This window comes from Nostoc sp., assembly GCF_036917095.1.
Lineage (GTDB): Bacteria > Cyanobacteriota > Cyanobacteriia > Cyanobacteriales > Nostocaceae > Nostoc.
Map to the genome: position 1 here is coordinate 240,118 of NZ_JBALFH010000044.1, position 12,259 is coordinate 252,376.

A 12,259-nucleotide genomic window follows, 5' to 3' on the forward strand; every position below is an offset into this window, starting at 1 on the left:
GCTACGCGATCGCATCGAATTTATCACGGAACAGTATTTGCAGGGTAAATCTAGTAAACTCATTTTGTTTGTCCTTTGTCATTTGTCCTTGACTAATGACCAATGACCAATGACTAATGACCAATGACCAATGACTAATAACTATGACTTACCGAAATCCTACACCGACAGTTGATATCATCATTGAATTAGTAGATCGACCTCATCGGCCAATAGTGTTAATTGAAAGACATAATCTACCCTTAGGTTGGGCTATTCCTGGTGGTTTTGTAGATTATGGGGAAGCGGTGGAAGTGGCGGCGCGGCGCGAAGCTGAGGAAGAAACGGGTTTGCAGGTGGATTTGGTTGAACAATTACTGGTGTATTCCGATCCCAATCGCGATCCGCGTCAGCATACAATTAGCATTGTGTTTTTGGCAACAGCGACGGGGGAACCAAAGGCTGGGGATGATGCTAAGGGTGTAGGCATTTTTGAGTCTTGGCGAGTGCCTGGTGATTTATGTTTTGACCACGATCGCATTTTGCAGGATTATTGGCGATATCGGCATTATGGGATACGTCCGAGGTTGGGGTAGAGGGACGTAGACGCAAAGCGGCGGTCTGTTGTAACAGTATTGTATGAGTGCGATCGATATCCTGACTTGACTGGTGCGATAATGCCAGATGGAGAAGTCTACAAACCGATCGCCTCTGAAGCAGAAATCGGCAAACAGGAAACATCGTTAAGCAAAGTAATATCTATGACCCGTAAAGTAATTAATACTGATAACGCACCCGCTCCAGTCGGCCCTTATAATCAAGCGATCGCAGCTTCTGGTCAATTTGTATTCATAGCTGGACAAATTGCCATCGATCCCCGCATTGGTAATGTCGTCTACACTGATGATGTCAAAAAGCAAACCGAGCAGGTATTAGCTAATCTTGAAGCCATTCTCACAGCAGCTGGTGCGACTTTTCAAGATGTCGTGAAAACCACTGTATTTTTAGCTGATATGAATGATTTTGCGGCGGTGAATGCCGTTTATGCTAAATATTTCCCGGAAGATACAGCCCCAGCAAGGGCTTGTGTTCAGGTATCGCGCTTACCTAAAGATGTGTTGGTAGAGATTGATGCGATCGCTGTAATTAGCGGTTAGTGCCAATACATTCACAAAATAAGTCTACAACTCTACAAACAAACCAGGCTTTGTTATTGACTTTTGTTCTTAAAAGCTTTAAATATTTTTTAGGAGTTAATTGCAATTAATTAGCAAAAGAACTGAGAAAACTTCCTAATGGAGAGTTGCAAATGAGTGTGAGGAAAAAGAGCTTATTGGGTGCTGGTGCGGCATTTGCAGTGCTTACAGGTCTAGTAGTCAGCACAGTAGGGACTATGCAGACAACGATCGCCAACCCCGCCACTAATCAACAGACACCACGCTTACTTGCCCAAGGGCAGAAGACTTTAATAATAGTTTTTCCCAGTCGTGCTGATTCTACAGACTTGCAAAATAAGGCAAATGCAGTAGTAGCTCTTTTATCGAAAGAGTTAGGTATTCCAGTCGTCGCCCAAGTTGGTGATGATACAGCTGCTGTAGAAGCTTTGAGAGCAAACCGAGCTGATGTCGCTTTTTTAAGTAGCCGTCCGGCTTTGAAAGCAAAACAATTAGCAAACGCCAGCTTGTATCTAGCCGAAGTTCGCTCCACTTATTCTGGAAGATACACCTATAGCTCAACATTTGTTGTCCCTAAGAATAGTCCCCTAAAAACTCAAAATTCAGCTAAAGCAACTTTAGAACAACTGCGGGGCAAGAAAATTGCTTTTACTTCCCCTACTTCTGGCTCTGGGTTTATTATCCCTGTCGCTGAGTTGGTCAAACAAAAATTTGTACCCAACCGCGATCGCTTAGATGGTTTCTTTGGTCAAGTTTCTTACGGGGGTAATTACAGCAAAGCCTTGCAAGCAGTTGTGCGCGGTCAAGCTGATGTGGCTGTTGTGTCAGAATATGCTCTAAATCCACCTTATATCACCGCCGAAGAGAAAAGTAAGTTACGGGTTCTGCACAAAATAACTGGTGTCCCTGCCCACGGTATTGCTATTGATGATGATGTTCCAGTCCCAACACGGGAAAAAATCATCAACGCCTTACTGAAATTAAATAAGTCGGAAAATAATAAGTTGTTAAGCGACTTGTATAATTCCACAGAATTAGTGCGAATTAACCACGATCGTCACCTAGCAACTATCCGCGACGCTCTGCAAATTGCTGGCATTGAACCATAATTCAGTTAACAGTTATTTAGTAAACATCTTGAATAACTGTTAGCGAATATAGCGCTAATCATACAAGGTAAATCATAGCCCCCTCTCGAAGAGCGGGGAGGGGGTTGGGGGTGGGGTTCTTGTACTTCACTCAACCGAGAACCGCTATAAATAAATTTCTATGAATGATTATGTTATTGAATGCCATAACCTAGAGACAGCTTATGCTTCCTCTCTAAATCGTCCTATTCTCAACGGGATTAATTGCCAGATTAAACGGGGTGAATTTGTCGTTTTGCTGGGGCTAAATGGTGCTGGTAAGTCTACATTACTACGATCGCTAGTTGGACTAGTGCCATCAGCCAGAGGAGAAATCATCGTCAATAATGTTGAGATGAATCCCCGAACACTGCCAAAGATTCGGCGTGATGTTGGGATGTTATTTCAAGGTGGCGGATTAATTCGGCAGTTATCAGCACTGGAAAATGTCTTGTGCGGATGCCTTGGTAAAAGAACAACTTGGCAAACACTGTTGGGATTTTCCAAACGCGATCGCATGTTGGCACTAAATTTATTAGAACAGTTAGGACTGGGAGAGTTAGCTTTTCAAAAAACCAGTCAGTTAAGTGGTGGACAGCAACAACGAGTAGCGATCGCTCGGACTTTAATTCAATCACCGCAAATTCTCTTAGTCGATGAACCCATCACAGGCTTAGATGTTGTGGCATCCCAACAAGTCATGGAAACTCTATCCCAATTGCACACTCAGCAAGGCATGACTATTGTCGCAGTTTTGCACGATTTGGGAATCGCAGAAAAATATGCAGGGCAAGCGATCGTCTTAGATGCTGGACGCGTCGTTTACCAAGGACTTTGTGACAACTTACAAGCTAAATTTGCGAAAGTTTCCGGTTGAGTGGGATTTGATTTAATACAATATGACTTCCTTTTTTAAATTAAAACGTTTACGCTTCTATCCTTGGCTGAGTTCTCTACTCATCTTATTAATTGTCGTAGTAGTTTATGGGTGGGCTTTGCGAGGACTCAAACTCGATTTTGAACTGCTGCGTTCTAGCTGGCCCTACATCACCGATTTTATTACCCGATTATTTCCTCCCGATTGGAAAGTTTTAGATATTGCAGTTAAGGCACTAATTGAAACTGTACAGATGTCTTTATGGGGAACTACCATTGGAGCCATTCTTTCTGTACCGATCGCTATAGCTAGCGCCAGCAATATTGCACCTGGGTGGTTGCGATCGCTAGCTAATTTGCTGCAAAATACTGTGCGTTCTGTCCCCTCAATTATTCTGGGGCTAATTTTTGTTGCCGCCACTGGCTTAGGCGCACCAGCAGGAACTTTAGCTTTGGGAATCTACACTATCGGCTACCTTGCTAAATTTTATCAACAGGCAATTGAAGCCGTTGATCCGCGTTCTCTTGAATCGTTGCAAGTTATCGGAGCCTCCAAGCTACAGATTGCTCAATACGGCATTCTCCCGCAAGTGCTACCTCTGGGATTAGGTTACACCTTTTGGATGTTTGAGTACAACATCCGTGCTGCTTCTGTCTTGGGTGTAGTTGGTGCAGGTGGTATTGGCTTTCAGCTAAAAAGTTACATCGACGGGTTCGAGTACACCAAAGCAACAACCATGATGTTAGTGCTTTTAGTAGTCGTCACAGTAATTGATGCTTTTAGTAGCCAATTACGTCATCGGCTCGATTCTATGTAACAAATTTTTGGTGTCTTAGTGGTAGCCTATCTTGAAAACTAATGCGTAGGCGTAGCCCGTCGTAGACATCGCCTTTATGACTTTGGAAATACTGAAACTAAGTATCCTAAATGAGTATTAAAAATGGCAGAAAATCGTATCAGTGCCAGCCTATCCCCAGCAGACAAAGAAGCAGTCATGCAGGCGATCGCTACAATTAGAGAAAAGTTACCGTTTTTAGTTGATTTGACGACCGAAGAACGGCGAACAATGTTGAAGATGGGAGATAAAAGTCGGGCTTTTGTAAGCAAAGCCTTAGAAGTGGCGACACAGAACCCTAACTTTTTGCCCCGTTCCTTTGATTTAGAAGAGATGCGCCGAGATTTGACGTTGTTTGAGACATTGTATCCAGTCCTTTTGTCTCTAACGCAACTGCAAGAATTGGTGGACGATACCTGTATAGCCTCTGCTAGCGAAGCTTATGCAGCAGCCTTAGCAGTTTATAGCTATGCCAAAGCTAGCGGTGATGTCACAGGTTTAGATGCAGTAATTGATGAGATGGGACGCAGGTTTAACCGCCGTTCTAAGAAAAAACAACCTGAAACCGCAGCTAGCTAAAGCTTGCAATAGGCAAGTATAGCAGTTGTCAACTTAGTAAAATACACATCATTTTTAGGGGCATAACAATGTTGTGCCCTTTTTGCGTCTTGAATCCAAAGATTTTTGAAACTTGCGGAGGGAGATTTTATTTGTATAGCTGCGATTTCTATAGCGCATTTCGTTTATCTAAAATACACTTTGACCTCTCTCCAAACCTCTCCCCTACAAGGGGAGAGGCTTTGAATCTTACTCCCCTTCCCTTGTAGGGAAGGGGCTGGGGGTTAGGTCTGTATTAGACTTCATGGACAAGCGCTAAGTCGCCAAGGCATTTTTGAGCCTCAGAAGGTCAACGTCGAGCCTCAGAAGGTCAACGTCGAGCCTCAGAAGGTCAACGTCGAGCCTCAGAAGGTCAAAGTTGAGCCTCAGAAGGTCAACGTCGAGCCTCAGAAGGTCAACGTCGAGCCTCAGAAGGTCAAAGTTGAGCCTCAGAAGGTCAAAGTTGAGCCTCAGAAGGTCAAAGTTGAGCCTCAGAAGGTCAAAGTTGAGCCTCAGAAGGTCAATGCATAAAAATTACCTAAAAAAAGTTTAATAAATTCCGAAATACACCTTGTATATTTAGTAGTTATTGTGTAAGCATTCGCATCTCTAAATTGAATATTGTAATGAACCCGCAAAACAAGCCCAAGAGTCTACAAGATATTCTTAAGCAGCGCCAACAATCAGGTTTTGTGGGTCGTGAAGACCAAGTAAACCAATTTCGCCAAAATTTAGCATTTCCCCCAGAAGACGATCGCCGTCGTTTTTTGTATAACGTTTGGGGTCAAGGCGGAGTTGGTAAAAGTACTCTGTTACGGCAGTTTCGTAAAATTGCTGACGAAGCAAAAATTATCTCGGCTTATATTGATGAAGCTGAAAAAACTATACCAGAAGTCATGGGTCGTCTAGCTGAGGAGCTAGAACGGCAAGGTCATAAACTAACGCAGTTTACAGAACGCTACAAAGTTTACCGTCAAAAGCGCCAAGAATTAGAAACCGATCCAGAAGCTCCTCAAGGCTTTTCGGCTTTTGTGGGGAAAACTATGGTGAAAACTGGTGTGCGTCTGGCGCGTCGAGTTCCCGTTGGCGGTGCTGTATTTGACTTTGTAGATGAGGATGCTTTCGCTACCCAAGCTGGAGAATGGGCTTCTTATGTTGCAAAGAAAATAACAAATAAAGATGAGGTGCGTTTAGTTCAAGAACCTGAAGAAGTTCTGACCCCGTTATTTTTCCAAGATATTTTTAAAATTGCTGAGAAAACTGGTATTGTTTTGTTTTTTGATACTTATGAACGCACCGGAGAATTTCTAGATAACTGGCTGCGAGAAATTCTGGAGGGTCGCCACGGTGAAGTATCTCTCAATATATTGATAACTATTGCCGGTCGGCAGGAATTAGATAAAAATCATTGGGCATCTTATGAGGGGTTAATAGTTCGTTTTCCTCTGGAACCCTTTACAGAAGAAGAAGCCCAACAATATCTAACTCGCAAAGGCATTACGGACAATCGCATTATTGAAGTGATTTTGCGCCTTTCTGGAAACTTACCCCTACTAGTGGGAATGCTAGCAGATACTCATCCCAATGACCCAAACCAGGTAATTGAGCCTAGCAGCAGTGCTGTAGAACGCTTTTTAAAATGGGTTGATGACCCCAAACGGCAACAAGTGGCGCTTGATGCTGCCATTCCTCGGTGCTTGAATCGGGATGTTATAGCTAAGTTGAGAGCAGAAGAAGAAGCTGACGAGTTATTTACTTGGCTAAAAGAAACATCCTTTGTCAACGAACGTACCGACGGCTGGGCTTATCATGATGTTGTTAAAACGCAAATGTTACGCCACAAGCGCCTTTCATCGCCGCAAGGTTGGGCTGACATACATGGTAAGTTGGCAGAATATTATGACAGCCTGCGGAATGATCTGCAATTAGAGGAAGAAGAAAAACAGCGCGATCCTAGCTGGCAAAGTCACACATTAAACGTGTTGTATCACAACTTATGTCAGTCACCGCAAAGAAATTTATCTGTAGCTCTCAATGAATTTCTCGTTGCACTCAAAAATCAACGCAAATTTGCCCAACAATATGCAGAAACCATGCTCCAGGCTGGTAAAGATGTCGATTCCTCTGAAGTTCAGCGTTGGGGTGAGCAACTAGTAAATGGGTTAAAAGCTTATGAGGAGGACGTTTATCAAGTTACGTTGGAAATGTTTACCGCAGTCGTACAAAATTCTAGGATTGAAGTTAAATGGCAACCAATTGCTTTAGGTTGGCGCGGTTTTACTTATCACTCAATGGAGCGTTACCCAGAAGCCCTAGAAGATTTTGACCGCGCTATTGAACTTGACCCCAAATATGACTGGGCGATCGCAAGTCGCGGTGAAACTTATTACTCAATGGAGCGTTACCCAGAGGCCCTAGAAAATTTTGACCGCGCCATTGAACTTAACCCCAAATATGACTGGGCGATCGCACAGCGCGGTTTTATTTACCGCTTAATGGAGCGTTACCCAGAAGCGCTAGAAGATTTTGACCGCGCTATTGAACTTAACCCCAAATATGACTGGGCGATCGCAAGTCGCGGTGAAACTTATCGCTTAATGGAGCGTTACCCAGAAGCACTAGAAGATTTTGACCGCGCCATTGAACTTAACCCCAAATCTGACTGGGTGATCACACATCGCGGTTTTATCTACCAATCAATGAAGCGTTACCCAGAAGCCCTACAAAACTTTGACCGCGCCATTGAACTTAACCCCAAATCTGACTTGGCGATCGCACTTCGCGGTTTTACTTACCGCTTAATGGAGCGTTACCCAGAAGCTTTACAAGACTTTGACCGCGCCATTGAACTTAACCCCAAATATGACTGGGCGATCGCACTTCGCGGTGAAACTTATCGCTTAATGGAGCTTTACCCAAAAGCCCTAGAAGATTTTGACCGCGCCATTGAACTTAACCCCAAATCTGACTTGGCGATCACACATCGCGGTGAAACTTACCGCTTAATGAAGCGTTACCCAGAAGCACTGGAAGATTTTGACCGTGCCATTGAACTTAACCCCAAATCTGACTGGGCGATTGCAAATCGCGGTTTTACTTACCGCTTAATGGAGCGTTACCCAGAAGCTTTACAAGACTTTGACCGCGCCATTGAACTTAACCCCAAATATGACTGGGCGATCGCAAATCGCGGTGAAACTTACCGCTTAATGGAGCGTTACTCAGAAGCTCTAGAAGATTTTGACTGCGCCATTGAACTTAACCCCAAATCTGACTGGGCGATCGCAAGTCGCGGTGAAACTTACCGCTCAATGGAGCGTTACCCAGAAGCCCTAGAAGACTTTGACCGCGCCATTGAACTTAACCCCAAATCTGACTGGGCGATCGCACATCGCGGTTTTAATTACCACTTAATGAAGCGTTACCCAGAAGCCCTAGAAGATTTTGACCGCGCCATTGAACTTAACCCCAAATATGACTTGGCGATCGCAAATCGCGGTGCAACTTACCGCTTAATGGAGCTTTACCCAGAAGCCCTAGAAGATTTTAACCGCGCCATTGAACTTAATCCCAAATATGACTTTGCGATCATATCTCGCGGTGAAACTTACCGCTTAATGAAGCGTTACCCAGAAGCCCTAGAAGATTTTGACCGCGCCATTGAACTTAACCCCAAATATGACTGGGTGATCGCACGTCGCGGTTTTACCTATAGTTTAATGAAGCGTTACCCAGAAGCTTTACAAGACTTTGACCGCGCCATTGGACTTGACCCCAAATATGACTGGGCGATCGCAAATCACGGTGTAACTTACTACTCAATGAAGCTTTACCCAGAAGCCTTACAAGATTTTGACCGCGCCATTGAACTTAACCCCAAATATGACTGGGCGATCGCAAATCGTGGTGTAACTTACTACTCAATGAAGCGCTACCCAGAAGCCTTACAAGATTTTGACCGCGCCATTGAACTCAATTCCAAATATGACTGGGCGATCGCAAATCGCGGTTTTACCTATAGTTTAATGGAGCGTTACCCAGAAGCCCTAGAAGATTTTGACCGCGCCATTGAACTTAACCCCAAATCTGACTTGGCAATCGCACTTCGCGGTTATACTTACCGCTTAATGAAGCGTTACCCAGAAGCCCTAGAAGATTTTGATCGTGCGATTGAACTTAACGCCAAATATGACTTGGCGATCGCATCTCGCGGTTATACTTACCGCTTAATGAAGCGTTACCCAGAAGCCTTACAAGATTTTGATCGTGCGATTGAACTTAACGCCAAATATGACTTGGCGATCGTATTTCGCGGTCAAACTTACCTGATGCTTAAGCTATATAATGAGGCTCTCGCAGATTTCACCCGCGCTATTGACTTAGATTCTGACAATAATCAGTATTTATATAATCGCGCTTTAGCTTACCAAGCCTTTAACTTAGCAGATAAAGCACGGGCTGACTTAGCACTTGCCATAAAGCTTGCTAAACAGGATTATGAAAAAGATCCTAAAGACTGGAATAATGCCTTTAATTTAGCCCTTTACTATTTAGCTGCTCAATATACTCAACCAGCAGAGCAGTTATACCGCTATGTTTTATCTCAAGGTGCTTGTTTAGAGCGTGTTCATGCAGCTATCCAAGACCTAAATGATTTTTTAACCGTGTTCCCTGACCATGTGCAGGCTACATCCATGCGACAGTTGTTGCAGTCTTCTCTAACTTAGGTCATGTAATTTCCAACCTACCCGCCAGAAAACACACAAGTCCCAACAACCGCCTGAGAATCAATTCCCTCTCTTACACCTAAAATCTTCTAAACAAAACTAGAAAAAGGTTTCAGTCCACTTAAGTGGACTTACGCTATGAGCCTGAGATTTCAATCTCTGGCGGACAAACGGGTAAGCGCAAAATCCCAGCTTACTTGCCTTCGGGAGACTGGCGGCTAAACCCAATTGCATACAAATATTAAGCGATCGCAACTACTTTGCCTTGCTCATGACAAATCGTAAGCGATCGCTCAATTCAATTGCACAGAGATGTTAGATACAGTGCGTCTACGTACTCACCAATAGACTTCTTGCATAAGTCGGGAAAAGGGTAAGGGGGAAGGGGGAAAAGTTCTGTATTGTCCCCTTCCCCTTTAACCTTTACCCTTTACCCTTTTTCCCCCTCTTGCAAAAAGCACTTTTGCAAGAGGTCTAATCAACCACATTCCCTGGAATCTTTAAAAATTATGGAAGCATCTCGGTTAAAAATTGCTCAATACAGACCCTATTCACTCAAAAAACTGGCCTTAATTAAAGCCAGTTTTTTGGTTCTATTGCAAACTTACTAAAGCTTACGACCGATCATTAATGGAACACACTTGATGAAGATATTATTAAGCTTTCTCAGTGAAATGTCAAGATTTAACTTTAATTCCCGTAAAACTTGCCATTATATATTGCCGCTTCCCTTAATTTCTCAGACTCTGCCGACAAACTCTTGTCACCAAAATGCTTATCCATCAAGGCGGGAACTTGTTCAGCTTGAATTCGGCTATGGCGTGTTTTGTCGGGCATAACTAAGTTCGGCCCAGCTTTACAGTTCTTCATACAACCAGTGCCCTTGATTGTAACTTGGTCTTCTAAACCGCGATCGCTTAAAGCCGCCTCCAACGCCTGACAAACCCCTTTACCACCGCGTTTCATGCAATCAGACTTTTGACACACCAAAATCGTGGCTTTAGCCTTAGCTGGTTTTACCTTGACATTATCAATAGATGGGGGTTCTTGTGGTGCTGCGATCGTTTGAACTATCGCCATTTCAGAACGCGCCGCCATCACACGTTCGGCTTTCAGTGTAACTTTGTCTTTTTTTATATCGTATTCTTTATAACCAACAACTTGTAGCCAAGTACCTGCTGGTAGCCGCAAGTCAAAACTAGCCCGTAAATGTTTGGCGAGTTTAATGTAGCATTCACCCTCGTGAGTACCCAGCAGCAAACCTTTGAGCTTATAGCCATCTTTAATAACAAAATTTATAAATCTGCCCTCAAGGCAAAATTCTGATACTTCCATATTGCGAGATGCACCCATTTTTTTGACCTCCTTTTAACTAATACAAGCTATTTAGCGAGATATTCTCAGCAACAGTTAAAAATTAGAACTGTTAATAGCGATTTTTCCAGCAGCATTCAAGAGTACTAATCTGGTCTTGACGAGAGGCTGTTAATCGCCGTATCACACTCCAAAGTTGAACAGCTGTCAGAGGAGAGCCAATTTCAACTTGCAATGGCTGGTTAGCCGTACAACTACACGGAATGTCTAACTCCTTTAGGCGTTGATAGACTTGCCAGCGATCTGCCCAATTCACCTCTACAAGGTGGTTGCTTTCTATTTCTGAACTAAACGATTTCAAGAGAATTGCCCTCAAAGTGCAACAAACTTGCAGTAAGTACCGCGATTTAACTCTCTGTTTTTGAAAGTCTAAGGAGTGTAACCTCTTAAAACCAGCATACCTTAAGTGCAAACAATTCTCAGTAATTTTGGAAAAAAAAATCAAATTTTTATAGCTATCCTATATTCAAAGCGGGATGAGGGAGACAAAAAGGACAAGATAAAATTTCCTCTCCCCGATCCTGTTGGGAAATATGCACATTTAAGATGGTATGTCAATCTTAATGAGATATTTATGCAACTTGATGAGCGTGCCATCATCTAGAAAACAACAAACTTGAAACTTTTAGTAAGCAAAAATACAAAATCCGATCGTGGCGAATTGGCTTACTATTATTATTAAAATGTTAATATGTTTAGAATAAGCAGTTAAAATCTATAACTGTTAAAAAGAGAGGAACACATGTCTGAAACGCAAACTTTGTTACGGAATTTTGGTAATGTATATGACAATCCTGTCTTGCTGGATCACAGCGTAACTGCTCCAGTTACAGAAGGGTTTAACGTTGTATTAGCTAGTTTCCAGGCGCTATACTTGCAGTACCAAAAGCATCATTTTGTAGTTGAAGGCTCAGAATTTTACTCTCTGCATGAGTTTTTTAACGAAAGCTATAACCAAGTACAAGACCACGTTCATGAAATTGGAGAACGTTTGGATGGACTAGGTGGTGTGCCAGTAGCTACCTTCAGCAAATTAGCAGAATTAACCTGTTTTGAACAAGAATCTGAAGGCGTATATTCCTCTCGCCAAATGGTGGAAAATGACCTAGCTGCCGAACAAGCAATCATTGGCGTAATTCGTCGTCAAGCTGCTCAGGCAGAGAGTTTAGGCGATCGGGGCACACGCTATCTGTACGAAAAGATTTTGTTGAAAACTGAGGAACGTGCATATCATTTGTCTCACTTCCTCGCTAAAGACAGCTTAACCTTGGGGTTTGTCCAAGCTGCTCAAGGCTAAAACTCTCATAATCTAGATTTCTCTACCTAGACTGAAGAAAAAGTTAGTAGCACTAACTCTTAAAATATTATAAAAAATGGCAGAGTAATGGTATCCTTACCTCTCTGCCATTTTTAATTTAAGTAAACATAATTTCATAATATTTAACGTTGCAAATATTTAGCAATTAGATAGCTGGTAAATATTTTTAGCTAAGAAATTTATTTATATTAAATAATCAGATAGCTAGATGCCAGAATAAATAACCATCTGTTACGAAATCTTACTAAAT

General features: G+C 42.8%; 9 protein-coding genes and 1 pseudogene. 8 read left to right on the forward strand and 2 right to left on the reverse strand.

The genetic code is table 11. The features are described 5' to 3' along the window. Positions 1–143 precede the first annotated feature (143 nt). The 7 genes and pseudogenes from V7L01_RS25555 to V7L01_RS25585 all read left to right on the forward strand — a co-directional run bounded on the left by V7L01_RS25555 (position 144) and on the right by V7L01_RS25585 (position 9,317). Positions 144–575, forward strand: a complete 432-nt coding sequence (locus tag V7L01_RS25555) for an NUDIX hydrolase (protein ID WP_335039717.1) — start codon at positions 144–146, stop codon at positions 573–575. 63 nt (positions 576–638) lie between these two features. Then, positions 639–1,136 (forward strand): annotated as a pseudogene (locus tag V7L01_RS25560) (RidA family protein); the annotation flags it as partial. A gap of 152 nt (positions 1,137–1,288) precedes the next feature. After that, positions 1,289–2,263 (forward strand): phosphate/phosphite/phosphonate ABC transporter substrate-binding protein, encoded by a 975-nt coding sequence (locus V7L01_RS25565; protein WP_335039720.1) that lies wholly within the window; start codon positions 1,289–1,291, stop codon positions 2,261–2,263. Between the two features lie 160 nt (positions 2,264–2,423). Continuing rightward, positions 2,424–3,158: a phosphonate ABC transporter ATP-binding protein gene (locus tag V7L01_RS25570; RefSeq protein ID WP_335039722.1), complete on the forward strand. Its 735-nt coding sequence runs from the start codon at positions 2,424–2,426 to the stop codon at positions 3,156–3,158. Positions 3,159–3,180: 22 nt separating this feature from the next. Next, positions 3,181–3,975, forward strand: a complete 795-nt coding sequence (gene phnE / locus V7L01_RS25575; protein ID WP_335039723.1) for a phosphonate ABC transporter, permease protein PhnE — start codon at positions 3,181–3,183, stop codon at positions 3,973–3,975. A 123-nt stretch (positions 3,976–4,098) separates the two neighbouring features. Further along, positions 4,099–4,572, forward strand: a complete 474-nt coding sequence (locus V7L01_RS25580; protein WP_335039725.1) for a hypothetical protein — start codon at positions 4,099–4,101, stop codon at positions 4,570–4,572. A 644-nt stretch (positions 4,573–5,216) separates the two neighbouring features. After that, on the forward strand, positions 5,217–9,317 hold the full coding sequence (locus V7L01_RS25585) for a tetratricopeptide repeat protein (RefSeq protein ID WP_335039728.1): 4,101 nt from the start codon (positions 5,217–5,219) through the stop codon (positions 9,315–9,317). Positions 9,318–10,007: 690 nt separating this feature from the next. Here V7L01_RS25585 and V7L01_RS25590 read toward each other — a convergent pair. Together V7L01_RS25590 and V7L01_RS25595 are read right to left on the reverse strand one after the other, a co-directional pair. Beyond that, complete coding sequence (locus V7L01_RS25590; RefSeq protein WP_335039730.1) at positions 10,008–10,670, reverse strand: (2Fe-2S) ferredoxin domain-containing protein; 663 nt, start codon at positions 10,668–10,670, stop codon at positions 10,008–10,010. A gap of 73 nt (positions 10,671–10,743) precedes the next feature. After that, the gene (locus V7L01_RS25595; protein WP_335039732.1) at positions 10,744–10,992 is read right to left on the reverse strand and encodes an Asr1405/Asl0597 family protein; all 249 of its coding nucleotides are present in this window, start codon (positions 10,990–10,992) and stop codon (positions 10,744–10,746) included. A 441-nt stretch (positions 10,993–11,433) separates the two neighbouring features. Here V7L01_RS25595 and V7L01_RS25600 point away from each other — a divergent pair, with 441 nt between their 5' ends. Next, complete coding sequence (locus tag V7L01_RS25600; RefSeq protein ID WP_335039734.1) at positions 11,434–11,988, forward strand: Dps family protein; 555 nt, start codon at positions 11,434–11,436, stop codon at positions 11,986–11,988. Positions 11,989–12,259: the final 271 nt, after the last annotated feature.

Excerpts from the sequence above, each read along its gene's own strand:
- V7L01_RS25555 (WP_335039717.1), top strand. The coding sequence starts at position 144 with ATGACTTACCGAAATCCTACACCGACAGTTGATATCATCATTGAATTA.
- V7L01_RS25565 (WP_335039720.1), top strand. The coding sequence starts at position 1,289 with ATGAGTGTGAGGAAAAAGAGCTTATTGGGTGCTGGTGCGGCATTTGCA.
- V7L01_RS25570 (WP_335039722.1), top strand. The coding sequence starts at position 2,424 with ATGAATGATTATGTTATTGAATGCCATAACCTAGAGACAGCTTATGCT.
- phnE (WP_335039723.1), top strand. The coding sequence starts at position 3,181 with ATGACTTCCTTTTTTAAATTAAAACGTTTACGCTTCTATCCTTGGCTG.
- V7L01_RS25580 (WP_335039725.1), top strand. The coding sequence starts at position 4,099 with ATGGCAGAAAATCGTATCAGTGCCAGCCTATCCCCAGCAGACAAAGAA.
- V7L01_RS25585 (WP_335039728.1), top strand. The coding sequence starts at position 5,217 with ATGAACCCGCAAAACAAGCCCAAGAGTCTACAAGATATTCTTAAGCAG.
- V7L01_RS25590 (WP_335039730.1), bottom strand. The coding sequence starts at position 10,670 with ATGGGTGCATCTCGCAATATGGAAGTATCAGAATTTTGCCTTGAGGGC.
- V7L01_RS25600 (WP_335039734.1), top strand. The coding sequence starts at position 11,434 with ATGTCTGAAACGCAAACTTTGTTACGGAATTTTGGTAATGTATATGAC.